The organism is Bradyrhizobium sp. USDA 326 (assembly GCF_049739485.1).
Taxonomy (GTDB): Bacteria; Pseudomonadota; Alphaproteobacteria; order Rhizobiales; family Xanthobacteraceae; genus Bradyrhizobium.
Genome location: NZ_JBMGQA010000001.1, coordinates 566017 through 592336, shown reverse-complemented (window position 1 = coordinate 592336; position 26320 = coordinate 566017). Strand labels below are relative to the sequence as shown.

The following is a 26320-nucleotide window of genomic DNA, read 5'->3' as shown; positions in this document are numbered from 1 at the left end:
GAGGGAAAAACTCCATGAGCTACGAAAACATCAAGAAGGACGTCAAAGTCTGCATGTTCGACCAGTACGGCACGGTCGTCGATATGCAGGGCGGCCTCGTCAAGATCGCGACCCCGTTCCTCAAGGAGAAGGGCTGGACGGGCAACCCGAACTCCTTCGTCACCTGGTGGCGTCGTACCCACTTCGAGAACTCGATGATCGACGCGCTGCTTCACCGCGAGCATACGCCGTATCGCGAGATCGGCCACCGCGCGGTCTCCGCCGTCATGGCCCGGGCCGGCATCAAGCATACGAAGGACGAAGTGAAGTATCTCGTCGGCGAGATCGAGAAGCTCGAGTGCTTCCCGGAAGTGCCGGCGGCTCTGGCCAAGCTGCAGACCAAGTACAAGCTGGTCGTGCTCTCCAACGGCGATCGCGACATGCTCGAAACCGCCAAGCAGTATCACAAGGTTCCATTCGACGGCGTGATCTCCGTCGCCGAGGCGAATTCCTTTAAGCCGCACCGCGCGACCTACACGAAGGCGGCCGAGATCCTCGGTCTCAAGATGGATCAGGTTCTGTTCGTCGCCAACCATGCCTTCGACGTCATCGGGGCCAAGTCGGCGGGCATGCGCACGGCGATGATCAACCGGCGTAATCGGCCGTTCGAAGAGACGCCCCACAAGCCCGACATCACGGTCGAAACGATGAAGGATCTGGCGGATGCGATCGTCTAGTACAGAAGCTCTCTCCGGCATCAAGGTCCTAGACCTCTGCCGCGTCGTCTCCGGTCCATTTGCCACCATGCATCTCGGCGATCTCGGGGCGGACGTCGTTAAGATCGAGGCCCCCCGTATCGGCGACGAAAGTCGCCGATACGGCCCCCCGTTCGTCAACGGGGAGAGTTCGTACTTCCTATCGGTCAATCGCAACAAGAGAAGCTGCGCGATCGACCTGAAGTCGCCGGCGGGCAGGGACGCGGTGATCGCGCTCGCAAAAGTCGCCGACGTCGTGATCGACAATTTCAGGCCCGGAACGCTCGACAAGTGGGGCCTCTCCTATGAGGCACTCAGTTCAGGGAATCCCAACCTCATCCAGTGCAGCATCTCGGGCTTCGGTCGTACCGGGCCCGACGCGAGCCGGCCTGGCTACGATCTCATCCTGCAAGGCGAGTCCGGCGTCATGGATATCACCGGGGATCCAGACGGTCCCCCGATGAAGGTGGGCACCTCGATTGCCGATCTCGTGACCGGACTGTACGCTTCGCAGGCGGTCCTGGCTGCGCTCATGAAGCGCGAGAAGAGCGGCGTTGGAGGGCGCGTGGACGTGTCAATGCTCGACTCCATGGCCTCTCTGTTGACGTTCAATGCTGGAATGTACTTCGCCTCCGGGGAGAGTCCGAGGCGCCGAGGCAACGTGCATCCCACGATCAGCCCTTACGAAACGTTCGAGGCGAGCGACGGCTGGCTCAACCTCGGTGTCGCCAATGACAAGTTCTGGTCGCTCTTCTGCGATCTCATCGGTCGCAAGGACGTTCTGACGGACCCTCGTTTCGACGCGGCCCCCAAACGTGCGGCGAACCGTGCTGCCTTGGCCGAAATCCTTTCACCGATCATCGCGAAGCGATCGCGTAGTGCCTGGATCGAACTGCTTCACGGAGCAGGGATCCCGTGCGGGGCTATCAGAACAGTTGGGGAAGTCTGCGAGGCCCCGCAATTGACCCAGCGCAACATGGTCCAGACCGTAACGCACAGGGTCGCCGGAGAGGTCAAGTTCGTTGCGCGTCCATTACGCTTCGACGATCTTCCTCCCGCACCATCCACTCCACCCCCGACCCTGGGCGAGCACACCTTCGAGGTGTTCGAGGATTGGCTTGGTTGGACGCGCAAGGATGTGTCCAAGTTCGCCGATAACGGAGCTTTCGGGACTGCCGTTCACAAGCAGTCGGCCGAGTGAGAGAACAGGCGAATGGACACCACCCAAGCTCGAGAGATCATCGAGGCAGCTGTCGGCGACGGCCGACAGGAATTTGGATCGTTCTTCCTGTCGCGTCTGTTCGGCATGACGGTGTCGTACGAGGGCTGCTACTGTCTCGTTTCTCTCGACGTTGAGCCCTTCATGTTCAATCCCCAAGGGTCGCTCCACGGGGGTGTTCTCGCCACGGCACTGGATATCTCGATGGGGCATCTGCTCAAGCATCACTTCGGTGCCGGAGCGACGCTTGAAATGAAGGTCCAGTATTTTGCCCCGGTTCGTAGCGGCCTGGTGACGTGCCGAGCAACCTTTCTGAAGAAGGGGCGCAAGACCTTCTTCTTGCAATCGTCGGCCCTGGACGGCACCGGCGAGACGATTGCGCATGCGACGTCGACTTGGAAGCAGCTGTAAGCGGCGCTTCGACAATCGCCGCGAGGGCTCCGACTGCATCGGGAGAGTTTTCTGAATTCGGTCCAACATCCCGAATGGTTTCGACTGGTTCTCCCAAACTAGCGCGGCGAATGTCGCCGCGCGCCTTTTTGGGGATTTCAGGAAGCTGCCATAGGGTGACCGAAACAGCGTGCCGCCAAAAAGAAAATGGGACCCGTACGAAGCGACGTGCCTGACGAGGGAGAAGGCCAGATGAAAGCCGTATATTTTCTTGGGAATAGAAGGCTAGAGGTTCGGGATGTCCCGGATCCAGTCCCTGGTCCCGGCGAAGTGATTTTGGAGATCAAGGCCTCCGGCATGTGCGGGACCGATCTCAAATACTATCGGGCAGCCGGCGGGGCGGATTCGATAGGGCTGAACAAGCGATCCGACAAACCCGTCATCGCGGGTCACGAACCTTGTGGCGTCGTCGCTGAGGTCGGCAAGGGCGTGTGGAGCGCGCTCGCCAAGATTGGCAGCCGTGTGATGAACCATCACTACGCGGGCTGTGGCTGTTGTCATCAATGCCGCAGCGGATGGACGCAGATGTGCGATGAAGGTTCGACCACTTTCGGTGCCAACGGCGACGGTGCGCACGCCAGATACATGAAGGTGCCCGCCGACTCGCTGATCGCGCTGCCGGATGCCCTGTCGTTTCAGGCAGGCGCCGCTATCTCCTGCGGCACGGGAACGGCGTGGGGAGGTCTCGACCGTCTCGGATTGCGCGGGAACGAGACGGTCGCGATCTTCGGCCAGGGACCGGTCGGCCTAAGCGGGACACAGCTGGCAGCGGCAATGGGGGCCCGCGTCATTGCGTTGGATATCGATGCGGGACGTCTCCAACGCGCAAAGGAGTTTGGAGCGCACGAGCTCGTCAATGCGCGATCGGACAATGTCGTCGATGCCATTCGTGAGTTGACCGGCGGACACGGGGTCGAGTGCGGCATGGATTGCACCGGCTCTGCTGAGGCTCGATCTGCAGCCATCAAGTCGGTCCGAAAGTGGGGGCGCGTCGTCTTCCTCGGGGAGGGAGGCGACGTTACGATCGACGTCAGCAACGACATGAACCGAAAGCAACTATCCATTTTCGGAAGCTGGACGTTCAGCAAGAACGGACAGGCCGAGTGCGCGCGGTTCGTTTCGGAACGAAAGCTGGACGTCGACAGCCTCTTTACGCACTCTTGGTCGATCGAGGCCGCCGAGGAAGCCTATCGCCTGTTCGACACCCAGACGACCGGAAAGGGCGTTTTGGTGCCCTAGCGGCAGGCGCCGGTCAAAAGCGTCATCTTGGATCGGACCGTTAGCCCGCCGCGTCCCCGGCGGGCTACTGTGATTTGCCGCAACAATATCCCAATCACAAATTTGAATTGGCGTCACGAAGTTGGTACCGCCAGTGTTCCGCTCCCAGAAGCAAGAGCGGAGTGCAAATCGTCTCCGCGCAAATACATGGCGGGACGGAAGCATGAAGTGCATGTTGAGTGTCGCGGCAGGATGTTGCATGGCCATTCTCGCGGTCAGCGACAGTTCGGCGCAGGTCTCGGACGGCGTCGTCAAGCTCGGCGTACTGACCGACATGAGCAGCGTCTATGCGGACGCCTTGGGGAAGGGGTCGGTCGTCGCCGCCCAAATGGCGATCGACGATTTCGGGGGTACTGTCCTCGGCAAGCCGATCGAATTGGTGTTCGCCGATCATCAGAACAAGCCGGATGTCGGAAGCTCGACCGTTCGTCAATGGTTCGACTCCGAAAAGGTCGATACCGTCATCGACGTAGCGACGTCGTCAGTGGCGCTTGCCGTTCAACAAATCGCACGGGACAAGAAGCGCATCGCATTGATGTCGGGCCCCGCTTCGTCCGATCTCACGGGCAAGTCCTGCTCGCCCTACACGGTCCATTGGACCTACGATACGTACGCCTTGGCGAAGGGCACCGGAACGGCGGTAACAAAACAGGGAGGAGATTCCTGGTTCTTCGTCACCGCGGACTATGCTTTCGGCCAAGCGCTTGAGCGAGACACGACAAAAGCGGTCGAGGCAAACGGGGGCAAAATTCTAGGATCTGTCCGATCTCCCCTGAATTCGCCCGACTTCTCGTCCTTTCTGCTGCGGGCGCAGGCATCCAAAGCGCGGGTCGTCGGGTTTGCTCTGGCTGGCAACGACGTAACGAACGCTATCAAACAGGCTTCCGAATTCGGCTTGGTCAGTTCGGGACGACACCTCGCAGGATTGCTTCTTTTTCTGGCCGATGTTCATGCTCTTGGGCTCCAGACGGCACAGGGATTGACCATTACGGTTCCTTTCTACTGGGACATGAACGACGAAACGCGGGCATTCGCCAAGCGCTTCATGGCTCGGCACAACGGATCGGCGCCGGACTTCGCCCAGGCGGGCGTCTATGGCGCGACGTTGTTCTATCTCCAGGCGATCAAGGAAGCGGGCACGGACGATCCCGACGAGGTGATGGCCAAGATGCGCGAAATGCCGATCAACGACTTCATGACAAAGAACGGTCGCTTGCGGGAGGACGGACGGGTCGTCCGAGACATGTATCTGGCGCAGGTCAAGAAGCCCTCTGATTCGTCTGGGTCGTGGGATTTGCTCAAGATCCTCGACACAATTCCGGCCAAGGACGCATTCCGGTCTCTAGAAGAAAGCGAGTGTCCGCTCGTCAAGAAATGAGACAAGCAGTCGAAGACGGTTGTTCGCGTTCAAGGAGCGATCGGCAGACGTGCATTTCGAGGCTCTGACCGACTCACGGTAAAGGAGCTTTGGCATGGAACGATTGAGGGGTGGTGATCGCGACGTAGCCTACATCGACGTCGGTGATGGCGCGCCCCTGGTGTGTATTCACGGCTCGCTCAGCGACTGCCGTGTGTGGACTCCGATACTCGAGCTCCTGTCCAGCCAGTATAGATCAAAATGCAGATCGACACGGTCTGCATTCACGCGACTCGCCTGTTGCGGTGGCGACGGCCAGATTAGTACGGCAAACCTCGAGGAAGCCAGGATCGACCTCACGAGCTTCGTGCGTAAGAAGCCAAGGCGTCCCTGAGCACCTTGTGTAAGAAGGATTTCACGAGTGTCGCCAACTTGGCTGGCTTCTCCATCGGAATCATATGGCCGGACTCGCGCACGATCTGAACTGTCGAGTTGCGGATTCCGATGTTGAGCTCAAGCGCCTCGTCGAGGTTGCGGATCCGATCCTGCTCGCCGGCAACGATGAGAGTCGGGCAGCGTATCTCGCCTAGCCGCCTGAAGTCGCTCTCACGGATGAGGCCAGATTGCCGCACAAATGCATCGTGACCGAGGCGGACCCCCATGGCGCGGATACGGGAGACGAGATCGGAATCGCAGGCGCGCGAGGGATGTAGGGACGCCTCGATCGACGATCGGCTAACTCCCTTGAAGGGATGAGCGGGAAGACTCGCCGCCAAGGCCTTCCGCCGGGCCTGGTCTGTGGTATCGGCGCGGGAAGACGTCGCCACCAGCACCAGAGCATCCACCTTGTCCGGAGCTAATCTGGCGATTTCGCGCGCGACGTAGCCTCCGAGAGAGAAGCCGATGAGCGCAAACCGCTCCGGAGCCTCTACGATCGCGCGCCGAGCCATATCGGGGATGCTGTCATCCATGCTGATATCGGCATGGACGATAGGGCCGAATTCCTCCAGTTCCTTCGCAAGCGGAGCCCACAACTCCTTGTCGGCCATAAAACCAGGAACAAGGACGAGAGCCATCGCGACGAGCCTAGGCCTCGGCCTGGGCCTGGCCGAGCAGGTCGCACCGGAATCGATAGGTGTTGGCCGCGCCGTCGCGAAGCGGGACCGTTCGCGGCTGATCGCCGGGCGAGATCTTCAGGACTGCGAACGTGAGGCCGGTCAATGAAAGGATGTCGGTACGCAGTGCCGGGATTTCGTCCTGGCGACGGATCGTCCGCGTGCCTTGGATGCCGCAGGCGGCAGCGACTGCGGCCAGATCGGTCCCGAAGCCCGTCGCGGTGGCCTGCATGCCCGTTTCAGCGTATTGCTCGTTGTCGAGCACAACAATGCTAAGGTTCTTCGGCTTGTGCTGCGCCACGGTCGCTAGACTGCCCAGTCCCATGAGCATCTCGCCATCCCCGGTGAACACGACAACCGGATGATCGGGCTTCGCCAGCGAAAGGCCGAGCCCGACCATGGTTGCGGATCCCATCGCTCCCCAATTGTAGAAGTTCAGCGGATGGTCTCCTGACGCGTTGACATCATAAACTGGCGAACCCAAGCCGGCCACCACGATCAACTGCTTCCGGTCTGATAGTATCGTTGCGACTGCGCTTCGACGCTCTATCATTAGAGTCCCCAGTTCTTGCGTCCGATCATGCGCTGCGACAGCAACACGGCGACTGAGCGATTTGAGAAGAAGGCATGATCGATCGCACCCGAGACGATGTCGCCGGTGGAGCCAGGCTCTTCGACCCGGAATACGTCGAATCCCATGAGCTCGAGTGCAGCCGGCGTTCGCTTTCCCATCGGAATCTGCCAGGGCACAAATTCCGCAAACTCGCCGCGCATCGTAATGAGAATGACGAGAGGCATGCGGCAATTTTCGGCGATGGAGAATTGATTGAGGCAATTGCCGACGCCGCTCGATTGCATCAGGAGCACGCTTTTGACGCCCCCGAGCCAAAGTCCTGCGCAGAGCCCGACACCTTCCTCTTCGGTCGTCAGAACGGAAGTGGTAATTTCCGGGTCCGACGTGCAGAGGGAGATGAGACCTTGATGCCCACCGTCCCGCACATAGGGCACGTTGGTGATCTTCGCGGCCTTGAAGGCTGCATAGATGTCACGCTGCCAGGCTTTGATCTTCTGTTCCGGATTATCGTGTGACTTGGTCGCGGGTCCCATTTCGTTCCATACCCAAAGAGAGCCGGGAGCACGAAATCACAGCATCCGGCTCCGAGGGAAATCCATTTTTCCTCTGTGAGTATTCGTATTCCGAATAGCGGCGAGGGGGCCGTCCACATTTGGAGAGCAAATGCGGCCATACGAAACATCGAGTCGCCTCTCGCTCAATCCTGAATGTGAGACCATCGGAGGAAGTGGGTGTTACGATTCCTAGCGGCAGCTCTTCTGTTCTGCAGCGTGGTTTCAGGTTCTCCCGCGTCAGGACAAGAGATCGTTCCGTCGGCACGCTGAAGTTCGCGCATTGCGGTGCGGCCTTCTACATGAAGAGCTCGCGGCGAAGTACGGCTTATGGTGCTAGAGAGCGTGTTCGCCAAAGGCACCGACATCTATCCCGCGATGATTACCCGGATCGATCGACGTCGCGGCCAGCGCTGCGGACGGAGCTATCGCGGCACGCGCGAATGGTGTCCCGCTCGATATCGTCGCCAGGTTCGCCAATGGTGGCGCCAGAATACTTGTCAGGCGTGGATCCGACATCAAGCCGGTCGCCGACCTGAAGGGACACAAGGTCGCAACAGCGCGAGGTGGCGCGCAAGATCTGAGGCTCTTGGCGTCAGTCGAGAAGGCTAGTCTCACCTGGTTGGACCGGCCGGACAAGGATGTCAAGTTGCTCTACCTGGGTTGCAGTGACTTGAACCAAGCGCTTGCCCACGGTCTCGTCGATGCAGCTTGCAAATCGGAGCCGCAAGCTGGGATCGCCATATAGCGGGGGGCTCTTGCCCGAACTGACAAGGCCTTACGACGCCGAGATCGGCGACCCCGTCGACGGGGTTGTTTCAGAAGAACCCAGAGTTTGCAAAGAAAATACGTGAGGGAGGTCTTCTTCGAGGGATCACTCAGCTCGGGCGAATACCGCAGTGCCATGGAGAACGCACAGCCGGTGTTGGACATCGATCCAAAGTAGATCGACGTGACTGCGTTTATTGTTGTCATCGTTGCCGAAATGATCGCGGTCTCCGATGGCCTTGGATTCGGATACTGGAAGTTCGCGAACAGATGCGATCCGACAGGGTCATGGCCGCCATGATCACCTATCGGACTGCTCGGCCTCGTGATCGACATAGGCGTTTCCCGGCTAAGAGTCCCATCGTCAGATCTGGAGGAAATTCGGCAAAATCTAAAAGTATTCGTTAGTGAGCGGGCAGGCGAAATCGTCACTCGACTTCCCGCGAAGAGGTCCGGCGGAAGACGCGCTTGATCCATGAAAAGCGCGGAAGAGTAAACGCAATTCGACGGGGTCGGTGACCGATATATCCACCAGCCAAATAGCGCGATTGCGATTATGAATTGGACCGCTGCGTTCGGCAGGCGGCAGAATTCGCTGATGTGCGATCGAATGGTCGGCCGACGAGGGGCATGGGAGAATTAACGTCCTCCATCCCAGCTCGTATCACCGGAGCAGCCCAGGCGATCGTCGACCCTGCCGTATATCCTGAACGGCTTGCGCTCGATCTCCCCGTTTCGGGGCGCGCGGTGGCGACGACAGGAAAAGCTTAAAGCTCAGTGTGTACAAAAATAGTGAGGGGTCCTATCGTGCGAGTTCTTGTCACTGCCGTTACTTACTTTCTCATGGCCGTTACGGTGTTGGCAGAAGTACCAGGCGCGTTGGCCGCAGCGGAGTGGCCAACGAGGATTGTCAAGATCATCGTTCCATACGGGCCGGGTGGCGGCGTCGACGGCTTTGCTCGACCAATTGCATCGGTACTGAGCGAGCAATTGCCATTCAGAATAATCATAGAAAATCGGGCCGGAGCCGGAGGTACAATCGCCGTTCAGGCGGCCGCGAAATCTCCGGCCGACGGTACGGTCTTGCTCGCTGGTGGCGTACACCAGCCGATGGCCGAGGCCGTGTATCCGATACGAGGCTACCGGATCGATAAGGACTTTGTACCGATCGCAATTACCGCGGAAGTCCCGAATGTGCTAGTCGTTCCAGCAGATGCACGCTCAACACCGTTGCCGACATCATCAAGGAAGCGAAGGCTAATCCTGGAAAACTCACCTATTGCTCGTCCGGCAATGGTACCTCCCAGCACATCATCGGTGAGATGTTTAAGCGCAATGCGGACGTGGATATTCTGCATATTCCCTACCGAGGGACCGCGCTGGCGCTGACTGACCTCATAGCCAATGTCTGCGACATGATGTTCGATGGGATGGGAACTTCCGCTCCGCAGATTGAGGGCAAGAAGTTAAAGGCATTGGCGCTCACGGGCAGCAAGAGATCGTCGCGGTTTCCGGACATCCCGACGTTCACAGAGGCAGGCGGACCGGAGCTAGATGCGTCGATCTGGTACGCAATCTGGGCGCCGGCCAACACGTCGAACGATTTGGTCGGTCAGATAAGGAAGGCCGTGAAAGATTCGCTCTCTAATCCCAACGTCATGCGTGCTTGGAAAATCCAAGGCGCCGTAATCCCGAGTATCAAGGACGAGGAAATCGCATCATTCGTAGAGCGCGAGACCGCTCACTGGACAAAAACAGTCAAAGACCTGGGAATCAAAATCGATTGAGCGCCGCTACGGCGAATTCTGAACGAACGGAAATCCGAGATTACTCAGGTCGATCGTGAGATCCTCTAGCGATTGCTTTTGCAATAATCTGAGCAGACGCCGCTGATTATTTCTGGCGTGTTCGGGAAGCAATTGCGAGAGCGCTGGCCTATCCTTTGATGCGTAGTGCTCGATGATTAGCTCGTGCTGGCCGATGTTGGCTTCGAATTGTGAAGCCTGGTGGGCGGGCTCTTCGCTTTCGGAAAGATAGATGTAGACATTCAGGCGTCGCACATGACGGTGCGTCGACTCGGCAAAGTCATAAAAGAGATTGTTTCCGACGGTCCGATGCAAACGCAAGTGAAAGGCTTGGTTTAGAAGAGTAATGTCGAGGAATTGGCGGCGCTTGACGCTTTCGACATATCGGCTCTGAATTTCCTTGAGGTCAGCAAGAGCGGTGGGATCATCCAGGTTGGACAGCTGACCCAGTATGGTCTCCGCCAATTCGTGAGCAACGATGACCTGGCCCATCTCGTTCAGGTCGAGCTTCCGGACGTAAGTACCGCCACGTTGCGGTCTTATCGTCACGAAGCCTTCGGCGACTAGGCGATTGATTGCCTCGCGGGCCGGGGTCCGACCAAGCTTAAATTTCTCAATCAGGAGACGTTCGTCGATGCGACTGCTCGGCTCGATCGTCATGTCTATGATCTTTGATCTGATCAGATCGAGGGCCGCGTCGGCCTGCGTTGCGAGAGCCGGGTCGATTGCGGCATCACGCTCCGATCTCTCCTTGGCTTTGGAGGCTGCGGCAGGGGCTTTCTTGGTTCTCTTCGGCATTTGCGTTGTGTCCAGGCTCCGTGCATCCGGTCTACATCAAACGGAGCGTTGGTGGGAGGGCGCGTCTTGACAATGCGAGTAAAATATACGTAACATATATTTATGGCGCCGTGCCAGGACGCCTTTCTTTCCAGGGCTCCATCGACGATCCGCGAGGCGGTCGAGCGGAGGGCGTGTCTTCCCACGTTCAGCCTCGTACGGGCGATCCACGGCGGCCGCCGGCACGGCTTTCGAACTGACGATGCCGTATTCAAACGGCGGTGCTCCGGAGACTCAATGACGGCGTATTCGCATCATCACAATTCCAAGAGGCTCACGCCACTCACCGAGGGGAGTGCAGCAGAGGCCACGCGAAACCTTCAGGAATGGGCCGGCGCCGTGCACGAAATCCGAACTTGGCCAGAGTATGCGCCGCAACCATTGCACTCGCTGGACAGAACTGCGCGTGAGCTGGGCGTCGGACGGATCTTCTACAAGGATGAGAGCCAACGCTTCGGCCGGGAGCTTGCAAGCTTCAAGGCGCTGGGTGCGCCTTATGCAATAGCCTCGCTCTTGCGGGACGAAGTCGAGCGCATCACGGGGGAGCGGCCGACTACCAAGGAACTCCGCAAAGGAAAGTACCGCCACATCACGGAGCGCGTCACTGTGTGCGTGGCCACTGACGGCAATCAAGGCCGCGGCTTGGCCTACGGAGCCAGAGAGTTTGGTTGCCGGTGCGTCATCTACATCCACGGCCACGTCAGCCCTGGGCGGAAGGAAGCGATCGAGAAGTACGGAGCGATCGTCATTCGGATCAACGGAGAGTACGAAGCGTCGGTCGCCCGTGCAAAGGAAGATGCACGGATGAATGGCTGGCACTTCGTCAGCAGCACGTCTTGGGACGATTTCAAGGAGCAGCTGCCGCGTTACGTGATGAACGCCTATATGGTCATGGTCGAAGAAGCTCTTGGCCAGCTTCCTGATGTCGACCAGGTGACGCACGTGTTCGTCCAAGGCGGAGTCGGGAGCATTGCCGCGGCCATCTACATGGGGTTCAAGCGTCGCTGCAAGACGACGCCTCGCTTCGTTATGGTCGAACCGGTAGAGGCGGATTGTCTCTATCAGTCCGCGGTCAAGGGTAAGCCTTCGCCGTCGTCTGGATCGCTCCACACGATCAGTGCCGGTCTCGCCTGCCGGGAGGTTTCGCCTGCCGCCTGGAAGGTCCTCGAGTGGCTCGGAAGCGACTTCATCTGCATTCCTGACGCCTGGGTGGTGGATGCCATGAAGGCATTGGCCGATGGTGGCGGTGATATGCCGATCGTGAGTGGGGAGTCAGCAGCCGGTGGTATGGGAGTTGTCTTGAAGGCAGCCTCGGATCCGGGCCTGCAAGAGGCGCTCGGCCTGGATTCCTCCAGCCAGGTGGTTCTCTTTGGTTGTGAAGGAGCGACCGATCCGGAGATCTACGAGAAGATCGTTGGAGCGAAGGCAGACGACGTGTTCGCCCGGCAGCCTAAGTCGAAGGCCTAGCCCGATGACGTCGGCGCGGCGGTTGGAGTCAACTGCCGCGTCCAACTCCTCAATCCGAGACGTTAGATGACCGATATGCTGCCGGCGGACGAGATCCGTACGCTATTCTCGCGCGCGATGTCCAATATGTACAGGGCTGAGGTCCCTCAGTACGGCGCGCTGATAGAGCTCGTTTCTGACGTAAACGCGCAGATCCGTTCGGACAATGCCGGGCTGGACCGGCGTCTCCACGCCAATGGCGAGACCGAACGGTTGAGCCTGGAGCGTCATGGCGCCATCCGATTGGGTACCCCGGAGGAATTGGCGACCATTCGCAGGCTTTTCCGGGTGATGGACATGCATCCCGTCGGCTACTACGATCTGTCGGTGGCCGGCGTGCCGGTTCATGCTACGGCCTTCCGCCCTATCGAGCTGGAGGCTCTTCGTCGCAACCCATTCCGGGTCTTCACTTCGCTTCTGAGGCTGGACCTGATCCCCGATGTGGCACTGCGCGAGGAGGCTGCGGCCATTCTTGCACGCCGCAAGATCTTCTCGCCGCGATGCTTGGAGTTGATTGAACATGCCGAGCGGGAAGGGGGACTCCAAGCCGCCTCGGCGCAGGCCTTCGTTCTCGAAGCGCTGAACACATTTTGTTGGCACAGCGAGTCAATGGTCTCGTCCGGAACCTACAAGCGCTTGCGCGCGGCCCACCCGCTGATCGCTGATGTGGTCTGCTTCAAGGGACCGCACATCAACCACTTGACGCCGCGTACGCTCGACATTGACGCCGTTCAAGATAGAATGGTGGAGTTCGGCATGAGCCCGAAAGCTGTGGTCGAAGGGCCGCCGCGCCGGAACGTCCCAATCCTGCTTCGACAGACAAGCTTCAAGGCGCTCGAGGAGAAGATCGGGTTCAGATCGACGAGCGACGACGACACCGAAGCCGGAGTTCACTCCGCCAGGTTCGGAGAAGTCGAGCAGCGAGGCGTCGCTCTGACTCCAAAGGGGCGTTTGCTTTACGACCAGCTTCTTCGACGGGTCCGGGAAGCCGTGCAGATAGGTGCCGATGGTACCCATGCTGACGCCTATCAGTCCGCGCTTGCAGATCGCTTCCAAGAGTTCCCGGACGACGAGGACAGTCTTCGCAAAGAAGGCCTCGCGTTCTTCCGCTATGTCCCCACGGGGAAAGCAGGCTCCAGCGAGGGTCTTGGTCTCGACGAACTCGTATCGAACGGTCACGTCCGGGCCGAGCCGATAACCTACGAAGACTTCCTGCCGGTGAGTGCTGCTGGAATCTTTCAGTCGAACCTCGGCGATGAAAGCCAACAGAATTATGCCGAGCGGTCGGCCAAGTCGGCATTCGAGCAAGCGCTTAACGCTATCGTCGCGGATGAGATTGCCCTCTACCGGGCGGCCGAAGAGGACTCGATCGCCGAGTGCATGCGCAACCGGGCCTAGCAGACGACTCTCGCTCGGCCTGCTCGGCTCCGGTCGTATCGCAGCACTCGGAGCCGCTCAAGAGAATGCCTGAATACCGGTAATCGCACGGCCGAGAATCAGCGCGTGGACGTCGTTGGTGCCTTCGTAAGTGTTCACCGTCTCGAGGTTTTGTACGTGCCGCATGACGTGGAACTCGCTCGAAATACCGTTGCCGCCGTGCATGTCGCGGGCGGCGCGGGTGATATCGAGCGCCTTGCCGCAGTTGTTGCGCTTGACCACCGAGATCATCTCCGGCGCCATCTGTCCCGAGTCCATCAGCCGCCCGACCTGAAGAGAAGCCTGTAGACCGAGGGATATCTCCGTCAGCATATCGGCGAGCTTCTTCTGGATCAGTTGGGTCGCGGCGAGCGGTCGGCCGAACTGTTTGCGGTCGAGCACGTATTGCCGCGCCCGATGGAAGCAGTCTTCGGCGGCCCCCATTGCGCCCCAGGAGATCCCGTACCGCGCGCGGTTGAGGCAGCCGAACGGACCTTTCAGTCCAGAGACGTTCGGCAGCAGCGCACTCTCCGGCACGACCACGCCGTCCATCACGATCTCGCCGGTGACCGAGGCGCGTAGTGAGAGCTTGCCCTTGATCTTCGGCGCGGAAAGTCCCTTCATGCCCTTCTCGAGTACGAAGCCGCGGATCTGGTTGTCGTGGGCGGCCGACTTCGCCCAGACGACGTATACGTCGGCGATGGGCGCGTTGGTGATCCACATCTTCGAACCGGTCAGCCGGTAGCCATCGGCGACCTTCTCGGCACGCGTCTTCATGCCGCCCAGATCGGATCCGGCGTCCGGCTCCGTCAGCCCGAAGCAACCGACCCACTCGCCGCTGGCGAGCTTCGGTAAATAGCGTTTCCGCTGCGTGTCGTCGCCGTAGGCGAAGATCGGATACATGACCAGCGAGGACTGCACGCTGTTCATGGACCGGTAGCCGGAATCCACCCGTTCGATCTCTCGCGCGACGAGACCGTAGGATACGTAGCCCGCGTCGGCGCAGCCGAATTCTTCGGGAAAGGTCACGCCGATCAGACCGAGAGCGCCCATCTCGCGGAAGATCTCGCGGTCCGTCTCCTCGTTCAAGTAGGCCTGGGTCACGCGCGGAAGCAGCTTCTCCCGAGCGTAGTCCCGGGCCGTGTCGCGGATCATGCGCTCGTCTTCGGTCAACTGCTGGTCGAGCTGGAACGGGTCGTCCCAGGAGAACTGCGCCGGCCGCGTGAGCACGGCCCGATGCGGGCTGCCTAAGGTTCTTGTCCATTAGCCAGTGACCGTGGACTGAGCGCGGCGGACGCGCGGGGGAGTGGGAGAGGTGAGTTCGTCGTCGATGAACTCCATGCGGTCCTTGCCCCAGAACATCTCCTCGCCAACGAAGAAGGTCGGGACGCCGAACACGCCGCGCTCCAGGCCGCGGTCGGTTTCCACGATGAGCTCGTCGCGGATCTCGTCGCTCTCGACCAGCTTCTCGAACTCGATCTGATCCCCGCCGAGTTCGGCGGCGATCGGTTTGAGGCCGGCGAGTTCGCCGACCGATGCGTCGTCGCGCTCCCAGTAGGCGGCGAAGATTTTCTCCATGTATTCCCACTCCTTGCCGAAGCGACGCATCGCGAGCGCGCCGCGCAGAGCCGGGCTGGTCTTCATCGGGAATTTCTTCGGCATTTGGAACGGGAGGTCATACTTCTTCGCCCATCGCATCAGGTCGATCTTCCGCGAACGCAGCTTGACCTTGGGCTCTTCCATTAGGACGTAGTTCTGCTTCCGGAAGACGTAGCCGAGATTGAACGGGTGCGGCACGACGGTCGCACCGTGCTTCTTCGCGATGGGCTTGATCAGGTGCAGGGCGAAATAGCTGTTGGTACTACCCAGATCCCAATAGAACTCGATGGTCTTCGCCACGACGTATCTCCGTTTGGTTATTGCGACGAACTGCCGTCCGAGGGACGGCCGAATTGCTTGTTTCCGAAAAGGTTGTCCCAAGCGGCGCCCGTGGGCGGCTTCCTGTTCTTCTTGAAACGCTCCTTCAAGACGGCCAGGCCGCGTTGTACGGCGGGGCGCTCGCGGACCGCGCTATACCAGCGCTGAATCGACGGATAGTCGTCGAGGTTCTGACCTTGAAACTTGTGAGACCGCAGCCATGGGTAGGTCGCCATGTCGGCGATGGAATACTTGCCGGCGAGAAACTCGCTCTCGGAAAGGCGACGCTCCAGCACGCGGTAGAGGCGTTCCGCCTCCGACGTGAAGCGGTCAATCGCATAGGGAATCTTTTCCTTGGAATATTCCCGGAAGTGATGCGCCTGTCCGAGCGCGGGCGCCATACTCGCCGCCTGGAAGGCAAGCCACTCCGTCACCCGATAGCGCGGAGCCATCTCTGCCGGCATGAAGCGGAAGCCGCTTTTCTCCGCGAGGTACATCATAATCGCTGCCGACTCGAAGAGCGCAAATGGCTTTCCGTCCGGTCCTTCGGAATCGACGATGGCTGGAATCTTGTTATTCGGGCTGACCTGTAGGAAGCTTTCGGCGAACTGCTCACCCTTGCCGATGTGCACGGCTTCCACTTCATAAGGCAGCCCGAGTTCCTCGAGCAGGATCGAGATCTTGTAGCCGTTTGGGGTCGGCCAGAAGTACAGCCTAATCAATCGAACCTCCCGCCTTTCGTCATTGTCCGCGACGTTAGGCAGCGGGATTTGTGCCGTCCAAGACTATGAAAGACATTATTCAGTCGTGAAACGACTTGTCGCTACAAGACGTGAGGCGTCTCAATCGAGTTGCCGTCCATATTGGACCCGATCGCGGCCGCAAAATATTCGTAGGTCTCCAGAACAAGCGAACGGGAGCGCCGATAGATGACGACGAGCGGTACCTTGCCCATGCTGTCAGGCCTCAAGGTCATCGACATCACTCAGTTCGTCGCCGGTCCGACCGCCTCGCGCGTCCTCGCCGAGCTGGGGGCCGACGTCGTCAAGGTCGAACTAGCCCCCTACGGCGACCGATCGCGCGTGCAGGGCGTGAAAGCGAAGGACCCGCCCGAGAACGCCGCGCCCCACAGCACCTACTACTTCCAGCACAATCATTCGAAGCGAGGCATCGCGCTCGACTTCAAGAACGAGCGAGCGCGGGAGATCCTCAAGGGCATGATCGCGAAGGCCGACGTACTCGTCGAAAACTTCAGCCCGGGTGTCATGGCGCGGGCCGGCATGTCGTATGAAGATCTGAAGAAGCTTAATCCCCGTTTGGTGATGTGTTCGATCTCATTCGCCGGCCAGACGGGCGACCTCAGCGAGAAGCCCGGCTATGACTACATCGGGCAGGCCTATGCGGGCGTGACCGGCATGATCGGGGAGGCGGACGGCAGTCCCGCGATGGTCACGATGGCCATCGGCGATGTCTCGACCGGCGTATCGGCCGCCTTGGCGATCGTCACCGCCCTCTTCCACAGGGAGCGCACCGGCGAGGGACAACTCGTCGAGAGCACCCTGCTAGATACCTATTTCCACATGCACGAAGCGAGCATTCCCCGCGTATCCAGGCTCGGCAAGGGATACGTCCAAAAGAGGACCGGCTCCCAGCACCCGGACGGCGGTCCGACCGGCATCTTCAAGTGCGGGGACGGCCGGTACATCACGCTCATGTCGCTGTCCCATCAGTGGCCGCAGTTGGTGCAGGCCCTCGAGATGCCCGAACTGCTCAACGACGCCCGGTTCGCGAGCGCGAGCGCCAGGCGAAAGAACAACGACCTGCTCAAGGAAATCCTCGAAGGGTGGTTGACCTCCGTCGGCTCCCGCGGGGAGTGTCTGAAGCGCCTCGAGAAGCACCGGATCCCGGTGGCCCCAGTGCTCGATCTGAACGACGTCATCGAGCTCGAGCATCTGAAGCAGCGCAAGACCGTGCGCACGGCGGTCGATCCGATGCTGGGCGAATTCAAGCTGCCGGGGATGCCGGTTCGCTTCTCCGGATGGGAGGGCCCGTCGCGCCTTTCGGCGGCGCGGCTTGGGGAACACAACGCCGATGTTCTGCGCGAATACGGCTTGACCGAAGAAGAGATCTCCGACCTCCATCACAAGAAGGTCTTCGTGCGGGACCGTGCTCTCGGCTAACGCGGTTTTCGCGCCCGCTTATTCCTTTCCGGTCCTTCGGCCGGCTCCGCGCCGGTCGAGGCCTTGGACTTGAGCCGCGACGCCTGTTGAAACAGGTGCCTCACTAGGGACGACCGGTCGTCCCATCGCTTGGCCAGCCAGACGGCGGTCTGAGCCTTCGGCTCGCGCAGAGGGACGAACTTCAGACCGTCCAGCGAAAGCCGCTTGAGAGATTCAGGCAGGATCGAGATGCCCATCCCGGCGGCGACCAGACCCATAATCGTGGGTGTCGCGTTCGCCGCCTGAGCGACTTTCGGCGCGAAGCCGGAGTCCCGGCAAAGATCGACTATCTTCTGGTACAGCCCGCTACCGATCGAACTGGCGTAGAGCACCATCGGCTCCTCCGCGAGCTCCGCCACGGAAAGGTCGCCCAGCCTGGCGGCCAACGGATGGTCCTTCCGTATGACGACCATCAGTTTCTCCCGGGAGATCTCCACGGACTGGATCGACTCCGGCTTGGGCTGCAGCGGCCGGACGAAGCCGAGGTCGAGACGTCCGTCCAGGATCGCGTCGACCTGCTGGTAGGTCGGCATCTCCTCTAGGATCAGATCGACGTCCGGATGTTCGGCGCGGAAGTCGAAGACAAGCTTCTGAAATCCTTCCACGAACGGAGCGGATCCGAAGAACCCGACCTTCAGTTCGCCCACCTGTCCGCGGTGGATCCGCTCAGCACGTATCGCGGCCGCGTCCACCCGTTCGAGCACCTCCCGAGCCTCATTCAGGAAGTTTTCTCCCGCGTTCGTCAGCACCACGCGCCGGTTCGAACGTTCGAACAGCCGAGCGCCGATCTCCCGCTCCAGCGAAAGGATCTGCTGACTCAGCGGGGGCTGCGAAATGCCGAGCCTGTTTGCGGCCTTGCCGAAATGCAGGTCCTCGGCGACCGCCACGAAATAGCGCAGGTGCCGCAATTCGATGCTCATATCGATAGAGTATCAAACAATTCGGTCGTGAGACATATCGAACGTGACCTATTGTGTATTGGACGCCGGATACCCCCCTCGCGAATGTAGACGGAGGGAGTCTCGACCAAGGGTGATCCGTGATTTCGGAGAAAACGCCTTCCATCGCGTCCGCGGACCATAGGCCGCCGATCCTTCGCAACGTCCGCGTCCTCGATCTCAGCCGCTTTCTCTCCGGTCCGCAGGCGACGCTATTTCTCGCCGGTATGGGCGCGGAAGTCATCAAGATCGACGATCCGCGCGGAGGCGACCCGACCTTCACCGCCCCTCCCTATTTCGGACCGCGCGGCGTCGCCTTCGACCGCAGGACGTCGGAGGACCTGGGTATCGCGTACCTCAAGCGGACGCGCGGCAAGAAGTCAATCAGCCTCGACTTGAAGAAGCCCGAGGGGCACGAACTCCTGCTCAAGCTCGTGCGCGAAGCCGACGTGCTTGTCGAGAACTTCAAGGTCGGCGTCACGGCAAGGTTGAAAATCGACTACGACACCCTGCGCGCCGTCAATCCGAGACTGATCTATTGTTCGATCACCGGCTATGGCGCGACGGGCCCCGAGCGACACCGCAAGGCGTTCGACCTGATGGTGCAGGCCGCGACCGGGATGATGAGCATCACCGGAGACCCCGCCGGTCAACCGAGCAAGACCGGCGCGTCGTTGTCGGACGGGATAGCGGGAACGTTTGCGATGGCGGGAGTTCTTGGCGCGCTCTACCAACGATATGAAACCGGCCTGGGACAGTTTATCGACGTCTCAATGGCGGATTGCCTGCTTTCGCTCATCTTCGACGAACCCTTCGAATGCTACGGCGAATTGGGTCTCGCGCACCGTCAAGGTAACCGCATCGCGAGGTTCTCGCCGTTCAACACCTATCGGGCGCTCGACGGGGCGGTCGCGATCGGTGCCGGCACGACGGCGGACTGGACGAAGCTTCTGCACATCATGGGACGCGAAGACCTGTTGAGCTCAGCCGAGTTCATGAATCCGGGGTGGCGCATAGAAAATAACGACAAGGTCGACGCCGTGGTGGGTCGGTGGGCGGCGAGCATGCCCATCGAAGAGATTATCAGTCGTCTGGACGAAGCGGACATCACTTGCGGGCCGATCCGGACGATCGACGACGTCGTCGCGTGGGATCAGTTGCGGGTGCGCGACATGTTGCAACCGGTCCGCAATCCGCACCTGCCGACCGCCGCGGGACCGCTCGCTGCCGGTTTTCCCCTGAAGTTCAGCGCGGCGGAAGCAACTCACGATCCGCGCGTACCGATGCCGCGCGAGCACAACGCCGAGATCTACGAAGACTTGCTCAAGCTGTCGAAAGAACAGGTCAAGTCCCTGAGCGAAGGAGGGGTCGTTTAGTCCCCTCTCACGCAGCAAAACAAGATGAAGTAACGGGAAGAGGAAACAGCATGCTAATCACGCGAAGAACATTCGCAGCCGGAGTAGCCGCGTCAGCACTCTCGTCTCCGTTCGTGCGGCGCGCGTCCGCCGAGCCGCAGCGGCTTCGATGCTCGCTGGACTCTCCTCTAAATCATTCGCGGACGAAGGCGATCACCGACTTTCTTCAGATCTTGGAAAGTCGTTCTGACGGTCGCATCAAGGGAGAGGTCTTCCATAGCGGCCAGTTGTTCAACGACGCGGACGTCGTGAAGGCATTGGTCCAGGGCCAGGTCGAGATGGCCGCGCCGGGCACATGGATCCTGACATCCGTGATGCCCGATGCGGACTTTCTAAATCTTCCGACCCTCTACGGGCGCCAGATCGACGTGATCCATCGCGCAATCGACGGCAAGTCCGGCCAAAATCTCAATGAACAGATCGCGAGGAAGATCAGATCGGAGGTCATCGGCGGCTGGCTGGATCTCGGCTTCTTCAATTGGTACACGACTAAGCGGCCGCTGACCTCGCTTGATTCCTTGAACGGAGCCAAGATCCGCAATTCCGGGGGCGTTGGCCAAGCGTGGCGCGCCCGCTTTGTCGGTGCGATTCCGAATACGACAGCGCTGCCGAATGTGCCGCTCGCCTTGTCGCAGGGAACCTTCGACGGAATCTCTACGACCAACGAGACGGTCGCCAGCATGAAGCTTTGGGATGCCGGTATCCGCTATGAGCTCGAAGACCATCAGTTCTTCGGAGTGTACGTGCCTGTCCTCAGCAACTCGTATGCCGCAAAGCTATCGGACGAGGATCGCCAACTCTTCAAGACGGTTTGGGCCGAAAGGATTGGCCAGTATCGCGCCGACATGGCCGCTGCCCAGACAGCGGCTCGCGACACGCTGACCAAGAACGGCGTTTCCATTGTCACACCGACTGCCGCCGAAAGCGATGACGCTCGGGCGAAGATGATGGAGCACCATGACGAGGTCGCAACGGCGCTTAAGATCTCGCCGGATTTTCTCAATCTCGTCATGGCGGACATCAATGGCAAGTGATGCGGGCGAAGGAATGCTGACCCGCATTGAGCGGTGGTGCAGCTCGGTTGAGCAGACGATCGTAGGGCTTCTGGGCATTGCCGCGCTGGCGTTCGGCGTCATTCAGGTGATTGGCCGTTACGTGACGCCTCACCACGCGATCTCATACGCCGAGGAAGTCATCGTCTATCTGCTCGTCTGGGCGGTCATGATCACGTCAAGCCAACTTGTCCGGCGAAACGGGCACGTGCGGTCGGATCTAGTGCTACGCCTGCTGTCGCCGTCGAAGCAACGAGTGCTCGAGATCTTCAACTGTGTGGTGGCGCTAGTTTTCCTTGTCGGTCTCTGTTGGTTCGGCTGGCAGGTCGTCGACACCTCGCTGGCGCTGGACGAGAGAAGCTCGAGCGTGCTGCAGTTCCCGATGTGGGTCTACTACGCGGCGCTGCCGACGGCCGGCGCCCTGATGTCCATCAGATATCTCGCGCATCTTGTGGCCCTCCTGTTCTTCTACGACGGCTCAATGTTGAGCGCCGGACACATTCCGCAGCACGAAGCGGCGCTGCTCGCCGACGAAGGCGACATCCAGACGGTCCGAACCTGATGCCCGTAGCCGTATTCTTCACCGCGTTCTTCGGCCTGCTGGCCTCGGGCCTACCAATCTTCCTCGTGCTCGGCATCTGTGCTGCGGCGTTGTTCGCGATCTCCTCCCAGCCACTGGTCGGGACAGCCCAGCTGATCGTGGATCACCTCAATTCGCCGACTTTGATGTCGCTTCCATTGTTCGTGATGGCAGCGACGTTCATGCGGGTTGGAGGAGTCGCGCAGGCCTTAGTGGACCTCGCCGTTGCCTGGCTCGGCGGATTTCGCGGGTCGCTCGGTATCGTCACGGTCGTGTCTTGCACGCTGTTCGCCGCGATCTGCGGTTCTAGCGTTGCCACGGCTCTAGCCATGGGCACAATTTTGCTGCCCGCGATGTTGGAGCGCGGTTACCCCAGATCCTTTGCGCTCGGTGTCATCGGTGCCTCAGGGACTATCGGGATCGTCGTCCCGCCAAGCCTGGCGCTGATATTGTATGGGATCGTTGCAGACCAGTCCGTTCCCCGGCTTTTCGTGGCCGGAATCCTGCCTGGCCTGCTTCAGGCGGCTGCATTCATACTTTGGGTCATGTATGACGCCAAACGGCGAAACTTTCCAGTCGAGCCGGCTCTGCCGCTTCGTGACCGCGTCCGGATGACCCTTCATGCGGTGCCGGCTCTGTCCGTGCCGGTCACCGTGATCGTTGGGATCTACGGTGGTCTGGTTACCGTCACCGAGGCAGCCGCTTTGTCGGCGGTCACGGCGATGTTCGTATCGCTCTTCTACTACCGTGGCTTTCGATGGGACCAGACGCTCGCCGTCGTGGCAGAGGCGATGCGAAGCGCCGCAGCCATCATGCTGATCGTAGCTAGCGCATTGGCCTTCGGTCACTGGGTTGCGGAGTCCGGTCTACCGGATCGACTTGTCAAGTTCACGCTTGCTCACGGACTATCGACTTGGGAGTTTCTGCTTGCGATAAACATCCTGTTGCTTGTACTCGGCTGCTTTCTCGAAGTGATGGCAACGCTGTTGCTGATCTTGCCGGTGTTGGCGCCAGTGCTGAAGCCCTTGGGCGTCGATCCGATCCATTTCGCGATCATATTTACCCATAACATGGAGATTGGGTTGATCCATCCTCCGGTCGGGCTCAATCTGTTCGTACTCGCCACGATCTCGAACGCCCCGATAGGCGAAGTGATCAAGGGGATCTTGCCATTCCTGGTCCTGTTGCTGATCGTGCTTGCGATCATAACCTACGTTCCATCCCTCACCATGTTCTTGCCTGACTACGTCTTCGGTTGAGAACTGTGCGTCGAAACGCCAAAGGGCGTGTCGCCCTGACAATGAAAGCAGAAGCGGAGTATTGCCACGTGTCTAAGAACCTGCGCGGAGCCGACATCGTAGCCAGGTCGCTCGAGCGGCTTGGTTGCAGACGGATATTCACGCTTTCCGGCAATCACATCATGTCCATCTTTGATGCCGTTCTCGACACGAAGATCCAACTAACTCACGTGAGGCACGAAGCCGCCGCTGTGCATATGGCCGACGGCTGGGGTCGTGTCACCGGCGAGCCAGGCGTGGCGATGGTGACTGGCGGCCCAGGCCACGTAAACGCACTCGGAGCCTTGTTCGCGGCCCAGGCCGCGGAATCCCCGGTGGTACTTCTTTCAGGTCACGCGGCGACGTGGGAACTGGGGCGTGGCGGCTTTCAGGAAATCAGACAAGCGGACATGGCAAAGCCCGTGACCAAAGCGTCTTGGACCGCGAAGTCGACCGCTACGCTTGGAAGAGATATAGGCGACGCGCTTCGATTGGCTCCGGAAGGCCGCCCCGGACCTGTCAATGTCAACCTGCCGTCGGACTTGCTCGACGAGGTGGTTGGACCGGACGAAATCGTGTGGCCCGAAGCTCCCGGCTCATCGGACGTACCGAACATCCCAACGGAAGTCGCAGACAATATACTCTCCGCGATCGCATCTTCGGAGCGGCCGATCATCTTCGCACCGCCCTCGCTCTCTGGCGTCCATGGACGCGCGCTTCTCAAGGAACTGGAACGTGCGACCAACGCTCCTGCGGTCATCCTGGAAAGCCCGCGCGGGGCGGCCGATGCGGCTCTAGGCGCGTTTGTAGATCTGGTAAAAAGGGTAGATCTCGTCGTGCTTTTGGGCAAATCATTGGATTTCACCACTCGATGGGCTGCACCGCCGTACTACCGATCGGACGTCAAACTTATCGTCATCGATCCGGATCCGGCTATGCTCGGACGCGCGATGAATGAGGTCGGCTCGCGCCTTCTGATTGGCTGCGTAGCGGACACGAAGGTTGCGGCTCGGACGTTGGTCGCGCGTGTTCCGACGATGGGCCGGCGAAGCATTGATTGGCTTCAGGAGGCTCGCTCGGCGTTGGAAGATAGGCCTTCCGAATGGGCTTCCGTGTCGTCGGCCACCGAGAGACGACTTCACCCGGCCGAACTGCTGCGCGTCCTGCGTCCCTACGTTGATCGCGACAAGGATGCCGTGCTGGTCTCCGACGGAGGCGAGATCGGGCAGTGGGCACAAAGCATGCTTCCGGCGCAACGTCGAATGGTGAACGGCGTCTCGGGCGCGATCGGAAGTTCGCTCTCATTGGCTTTGGCGGCTCGCTACGCCGAACCCAGAGCGCCGATCTTTGCAGTGATCGGAGACGGTAGCCTTGGATTCCATTTGGCTGAGTTCGAGACGGCAATTCGATGCCGTCTGCCGTTCGTGGCGGTTGTGGGGAACGATGGCTGTTGGAATGCGGAGAACCAGATTCAATTGAGGTCGTACGGTCCGAAACGTGTGCACAACATGGATCTCACTCCGGCGCGCTATGACCTCGTTGTCGAAGCGCTCGGCGGGCACGGGGAGTTCGTTGACCGGGCCGCTGACCTCCCCGGAGCTCTCGATCGCGCACTCGCGAGCGCAAAGCCGGCCTTGATCAATGTCATGATCGAAAGCGCTGCGGCTCCGACCATCAAACTAACAATTTAATGCGTTCAGACGGTTGTCCTTGCGAATAGACCAGTCGTCGGGTGCCTATGTCTAAGGCACAACTCTATGTCCCGGCCGTGGCTCGAACGGCTGGTTCTGGTCTGGGGAAGTCAAAAATACTCTATTTCCGACGGGCGGTGACTGACACTCTCTCCGCCATTTCTACGCCACAGCTCTCGCAGTATCCGGAAGGCCACCGAAGAATTCCGCGATTTTGCGCTAATCCCTCGCGCAAGCGGTAGTTTTCGCGATGGGTTGAGGCAACTGAATTCGAAGCGGTCGACGTTCTACTGAAATTCATTGTCGAGGTGTGGATTAGAGTACCTGAAGTTCGGCGCGCCCGATGCGTCATCCATCCCTGAACATTCTCAAACGGGCTCTGGGCCGAAGTGCGGAAGTCTTGACGAACTCAAACTTCGGCCCGGAGAGGCCAAATGCGGCGTTGACGCCAACGGCATCGGATAATATCCTTGCTGAATGGTCGAGAAGGATACCCATATTGTCTCCCGGTTCGCCGGCATTCCAGAACGCGGGATGCCGGGACATCGAGCGCTTTAATATCGATAGCGGAACGATACCTAGGCCTCGCCCTTAGGACGAGGTTATCCACATGACGTGTGCCTCGTCCCATCATGTTTTGATGGAGCTATCATGGCACAAAATATCTACGACAATCCGAACTTCTTTTCCGGCTACAGCCAGCTTCCCAGGCAAGTTCAGGGCCTTTCCGGCGCTCCTGAATGGCCGGCGATACGCGCTCTACTTCCTGACCTGGCCGATAAACGGATCGTCGACCTTGGTTGCGGTTTCGGCTGGGCTTCTCGCTGGATGCGTGAACAGGGTGCGACATCCGTTCTCGGCATCGACTTGTCCGAAAACATGATCTCGCGCGCACAAGAGATGACGAGTGACAATGCGATCACTTACCGCACCGCAGATCTCGAAACGCTTGAGTTGCCCCAAGCGACTTTCGATCTCGCTTATAGCGCCTTAACATTTCACTATATTTGCAATTTCGAGCGCCTCGTTCGCATGGTCCATCGGTCGCTCGTGCCTGGAGCCGATTTCGTCTTTACCATCGAGCATCCGATTTTCATGGCGGCCGCCAACCCGCGATGGACCAAGGATGAGGACGGTCGGAAGACTTGGCCTGTGAACCGCTACGCTATTGAAGGCGAGCGCCGGACCGACTGGTTTGTAAAAGGAGTAGTCAAGTATCATCGGACCGTTGGCACGACACTCAACGCACTGATTCATGCCGGATTTACAATCAAAGCCGTGGAAGAGTTCGCGCCATCGCTGGAGCAAATCAGCGAAAACCCAGCTTTGGAGGAAGAATTAGAAAGGCCCATGATGCTTCTCATATCCGCAAGACGATAGCATATATCGGAGTTCTTGTCTGATGTGCGCATGATTGTAAATTGGCCGCAGCGTCCGCATGCTGCCATTCGGGGTGTTAACGTGATGTACTGTCACTGCCAATCGAGCAGGGCTCGTTCGATCTGGTTCATCAGTACGGTCGCAAAAAAACCAAGGCCCGAAAGCAGCACGAGGCTGACCGACAGCGTGATACTTCAGCCAACTCCGTAGCGCCGGCTGGGGCGAAAGTTCGTCTTTATTG

At 59.7% G+C, this 26320-nt stretch carries 23 protein-coding genes and 3 pseudogenes; 18 read left to right on the top strand and 8 right to left on the bottom strand.

What is annotated here, in order from left to right; all coding sequences use genetic code 11:
• Positions 1-14: 14 nt before the first annotated feature.
• The 5 genes from ABIG06_RS02855 (at position 15) to ABIG06_RS02835 (ending at position 5059) form a co-directional block, all read left to right on the top strand.
• Positions 15-716, top strand: a complete 702-nt coding sequence (locus tag ABIG06_RS02855; protein WP_370134076.1) for a haloacid dehalogenase type II — start codon at positions 15-17, stop codon at positions 714-716.
• Positions 703-1935 (top strand): CaiB/BaiF CoA transferase family protein, encoded by a 1233-nt coding sequence (locus ABIG06_RS02850; RefSeq protein ID WP_370134073.1) that lies wholly within the window; start codon positions 703-705, stop codon positions 1933-1935. Before ABIG06_RS02855 ends, ABIG06_RS02850 begins: the two co-directional genes overlap by 14 nt.
• A gap of 12 nt (positions 1936-1947) precedes the next feature.
• The gene (locus tag ABIG06_RS02845) at positions 1948-2364 is read left to right on the top strand and encodes a PaaI family thioesterase (RefSeq protein WP_370134071.1); all 417 of its coding nucleotides are present in this window, start codon (positions 1948-1950) and stop codon (positions 2362-2364) included.
• Between the two features lie 186 nt (positions 2365-2550).
• A complete protein-coding gene (locus ABIG06_RS02840; RefSeq protein ID WP_370134068.1) occupies positions 2551-3642 on the top strand; it encodes a zinc-dependent alcohol dehydrogenase family protein in 1092 nt (363 codons plus the stop codon).
• Positions 3643-3880: 238 nt separating this feature from the next.
• Complete coding sequence (locus ABIG06_RS02835) at positions 3881-5059, top strand: ABC transporter substrate-binding protein (RefSeq protein ID WP_370134066.1); 1179 nt, start codon at positions 3881-3883, stop codon at positions 5057-5059.
• Between the two features lie 335 nt (positions 5060-5394).
• Here the strand turns inward: ABIG06_RS02835 and ABIG06_RS02830 are convergent, their stop codons facing one another.
• From ABIG06_RS02830 to ABIG06_RS02820, 3 genes are read right to left on the bottom strand one after another with little or no spacing between them, the layout of a single operon-like run.
• Positions 5395-6114, bottom strand: coding sequence for an alpha/beta fold hydrolase (locus ABIG06_RS02830; RefSeq protein WP_370134064.1), 720 nt, complete (start codon positions 6112-6114; stop codon positions 5395-5397).
• A 10-nt stretch (positions 6115-6124) separates the two neighbouring features.
• Positions 6125-6649 (bottom strand): thiamine pyrophosphate-dependent enzyme, encoded by a 525-nt coding sequence (locus tag ABIG06_RS02825; protein ID WP_370140770.1) that lies wholly within the window; start codon positions 6647-6649, stop codon positions 6125-6127.
• 56 nt (positions 6650-6705) lie between these two features.
• A complete protein-coding gene (locus ABIG06_RS02820; protein WP_370134063.1) occupies positions 6706-7260 on the bottom strand; it encodes a phosphonopyruvate decarboxylase in 555 nt (184 codons plus the stop codon).
• 412 nt (positions 7261-7672) lie between these two features.
• On the opposite strand from ABIG06_RS02820, the gene ABIG06_RS02815 reads away from it, so the two are divergent.
• The 4 genes and pseudogenes from ABIG06_RS02815 to ABIG06_RS02800 all read left to right on the top strand — a co-directional run.
• Entirely contained in the window at positions 7673-8026 is a 354-nt protein-coding gene (locus ABIG06_RS02815) for an ABC transporter substrate-binding protein (protein WP_370140769.1), read from the top strand.
• Positions 8027-8233: 207 nt separating this feature from the next.
• Positions 8234-8398 (top strand): annotated as a pseudogene (locus tag ABIG06_RS02810) (ABC transporter permease); the annotation flags it as partial.
• A 491-nt stretch (positions 8399-8889) separates the two neighbouring features.
• Positions 8890-9252, top strand: a pseudogene (locus ABIG06_RS02805) (Bug family tripartite tricarboxylate transporter substrate binding protein); the annotation flags it as partial.
• Between the two features lie 26 nt (positions 9253-9278).
• Positions 9279-9833, top strand: a pseudogene (locus ABIG06_RS02800) (Bug family tripartite tricarboxylate transporter substrate binding protein); the annotation flags it as partial.
• Positions 9834-9839: 6 nt separating this feature from the next.
• Here the strand turns inward: ABIG06_RS02800 and ABIG06_RS02795 are convergent.
• Positions 9840-10649, bottom strand: coding sequence for a GntR family transcriptional regulator (locus ABIG06_RS02795; protein WP_370134060.1), 810 nt, complete (start codon positions 10647-10649; stop codon positions 9840-9842).
• A 276-nt stretch (positions 10650-10925) separates the two neighbouring features.
• Here ABIG06_RS02795 and ABIG06_RS02790 point away from each other — a divergent pair, with 276 nt between their 5' ends.
• Positions 10926-12155, top strand: coding sequence for a diaminopropionate ammonia-lyase (locus ABIG06_RS02790; RefSeq protein ID WP_370134058.1), 1230 nt, complete (start codon positions 10926-10928; stop codon positions 12153-12155).
• 66 nt (positions 12156-12221) lie between these two features.
• Positions 12222-13592: a 2-oxoadipate dioxygenase/decarboxylase HglS gene (gene hglS / locus ABIG06_RS02785; RefSeq protein WP_370134055.1), complete on the top strand. Its 1371-nt coding sequence runs from the start codon at positions 12222-12224 to the stop codon at positions 13590-13592.
• Positions 13593-13649: 57 nt separating this feature from the next.
• Here the strand turns inward: hglS and ABIG06_RS02780 are convergent, their stop codons facing one another.
• Genes ABIG06_RS02780 through ABIG06_RS02770 form a run of 3 tightly spaced genes read right to left on the bottom strand, consistent with a single transcriptional unit; the run spans position 13650 to position 16249 of the window.
• Positions 13650-14840 (bottom strand): acyl-CoA dehydrogenase, encoded by a 1191-nt coding sequence (locus tag ABIG06_RS02780; RefSeq protein WP_424578070.1) that lies wholly within the window; start codon positions 14838-14840, stop codon positions 13650-13652.
• 33 nt (positions 14841-14873) lie between these two features.
• A complete protein-coding gene (locus ABIG06_RS02775) occupies positions 14874-15509 on the bottom strand; it encodes a 2-hydroxychromene-2-carboxylate isomerase (protein WP_370134050.1) in 636 nt (211 codons plus the stop codon).
• Between the two features lie 17 nt (positions 15510-15526).
• Positions 15527-16249: a glutathione S-transferase family protein gene (locus tag ABIG06_RS02770; RefSeq protein ID WP_370134048.1), complete on the bottom strand. Its 723-nt coding sequence runs from the start codon at positions 16247-16249 to the stop codon at positions 15527-15529.
• A gap of 207 nt (positions 16250-16456) precedes the next feature.
• Between ABIG06_RS02770 and ABIG06_RS02765 the strand changes: the two genes are divergently transcribed.
• Complete coding sequence (locus ABIG06_RS02765) at positions 16457-17707, top strand: CaiB/BaiF CoA transferase family protein (RefSeq protein ID WP_370134046.1); 1251 nt, start codon at positions 16457-16459, stop codon at positions 17705-17707.
• On the opposite strand, the gene ABIG06_RS02760 is transcribed toward ABIG06_RS02765, so the two are convergent.
• Complete coding sequence (locus tag ABIG06_RS02760) at positions 17704-18666, bottom strand: LysR substrate-binding domain-containing protein (protein WP_370134045.1); 963 nt, start codon at positions 18664-18666, stop codon at positions 17704-17706. The genes ABIG06_RS02765 and ABIG06_RS02760 overlap by 4 nt on opposite strands.
• A 119-nt stretch (positions 18667-18785) precedes the next feature.
• On the opposite strand from ABIG06_RS02760, the gene ABIG06_RS02755 reads away from it, so the two are divergent.
• The 6 genes from ABIG06_RS02755 to ABIG06_RS02730 all read left to right on the top strand — a co-directional run bounded on the left by ABIG06_RS02755 (position 18786) and on the right by ABIG06_RS02730 (position 26079).
• The gene (locus ABIG06_RS02755) at positions 18786-20060 is read left to right on the top strand and encodes a CaiB/BaiF CoA transferase family protein (protein WP_370134043.1); all 1275 of its coding nucleotides are present in this window, start codon (positions 18786-18788) and stop codon (positions 20058-20060) included.
• Positions 20061-20173: 113 nt separating this feature from the next.
• The gene (gene dctP, locus ABIG06_RS02750) at positions 20174-21133 is read left to right on the top strand and encodes a TRAP transporter substrate-binding protein DctP (protein ID WP_370134040.1); all 960 of its coding nucleotides are present in this window, start codon (positions 20174-20176) and stop codon (positions 21131-21133) included.
• A gap of 13 nt (positions 21134-21146) precedes the next feature.
• A complete protein-coding gene (locus tag ABIG06_RS02745) occupies positions 21147-21713 on the top strand; it encodes a TRAP transporter small permease (RefSeq protein ID WP_370134037.1) in 567 nt (188 codons plus the stop codon).
• Positions 21713-22990 carry a TRAP transporter large permease gene (locus ABIG06_RS02740; RefSeq protein WP_370134034.1) on the top strand — a complete coding sequence of 426 codons (1278 nt, stop codon included), beginning with the start codon at positions 21713-21715 and terminating at the stop codon, positions 22988-22990. Before ABIG06_RS02745 ends, ABIG06_RS02740 begins: the two co-directional genes overlap by 1 nt.
• Positions 22991-23058: 68 nt before the next feature.
• A complete protein-coding gene (locus ABIG06_RS02735) occupies positions 23059-24699 on the top strand; it encodes a thiamine pyrophosphate-binding protein (protein ID WP_370134031.1) in 1641 nt (546 codons plus the stop codon).
• Between the two features lie 651 nt (positions 24700-25350).
• Positions 25351-26079 carry a class I SAM-dependent methyltransferase gene (locus ABIG06_RS02730; RefSeq protein WP_370134029.1) on the top strand — a complete coding sequence of 243 codons (729 nt, stop codon included), beginning with the start codon at positions 25351-25353 and terminating at the stop codon, positions 26077-26079.
• Positions 26080-26320: the final 241 nt, after the last annotated feature.

Excerpts from the sequence above, each read along its gene's own strand:
- ABIG06_RS02855 (WP_370134076.1), top strand. The coding sequence starts at position 15 with ATGAGCTACGAAAACATCAAGAAGGACGTCAAAGTCTGCATGTTCGAC.
- ABIG06_RS02850 (WP_370134073.1), top strand. The coding sequence starts at position 703 with ATGCGATCGTCTAGTACAGAAGCTCTCTCCGGCATCAAGGTCCTAGAC.
- ABIG06_RS02845 (WP_370134071.1), top strand. The coding sequence starts at position 1,948 with ATGGACACCACCCAAGCTCGAGAGATCATCGAGGCAGCTGTCGGCGAC.
- ABIG06_RS02840 (WP_370134068.1), top strand. The coding sequence starts at position 2,551 with ATGGGACCCGTACGAAGCGACGTGCCTGACGAGGGAGAAGGCCAGATG.
- ABIG06_RS02835 (WP_370134066.1), top strand. The coding sequence starts at position 3,881 with ATGGCCATTCTCGCGGTCAGCGACAGTTCGGCGCAGGTCTCGGACGGC.
- ABIG06_RS02830 (WP_370134064.1), bottom strand. The coding sequence starts at position 6,114 with ATGGCTCTCGTCCTTGTTCCTGGTTTTATGGCCGACAAGGAGTTGTGG.
- ABIG06_RS02820 (WP_370134063.1), bottom strand. The coding sequence starts at position 7,260 with ATGGGACCCGCGACCAAGTCACACGATAATCCGGAACAGAAGATCAAA.
- ABIG06_RS02795 (WP_370134060.1), bottom strand. The coding sequence starts at position 10,649 with ATGCCGAAGAGAACCAAGAAAGCCCCTGCCGCAGCCTCCAAAGCCAAG.
- ABIG06_RS02790 (WP_370134058.1), top strand. The coding sequence starts at position 10,926 with ATGACGGCGTATTCGCATCATCACAATTCCAAGAGGCTCACGCCACTC.
- hglS (WP_370134055.1), top strand. The coding sequence starts at position 12,222 with ATGACCGATATGCTGCCGGCGGACGAGATCCGTACGCTATTCTCGCGC.
- ABIG06_RS02765 (WP_370134046.1), top strand. The coding sequence starts at position 16,457 with ATGACGACGAGCGGTACCTTGCCCATGCTGTCAGGCCTCAAGGTCATC.
- ABIG06_RS02760 (WP_370134045.1), bottom strand. The coding sequence starts at position 18,666 with ATGAGCATCGAATTGCGGCACCTGCGCTATTTCGTGGCGGTCGCCGAG.
- ABIG06_RS02745 (WP_370134037.1), top strand. The coding sequence starts at position 21,147 with ATGCTGACCCGCATTGAGCGGTGGTGCAGCTCGGTTGAGCAGACGATC.
- ABIG06_RS02740 (WP_370134034.1), top strand. The coding sequence starts at position 21,713 with ATGCCCGTAGCCGTATTCTTCACCGCGTTCTTCGGCCTGCTGGCCTCG.
- ABIG06_RS02730 (WP_370134029.1), top strand. The coding sequence starts at position 25,351 with ATGGCACAAAATATCTACGACAATCCGAACTTCTTTTCCGGCTACAGC.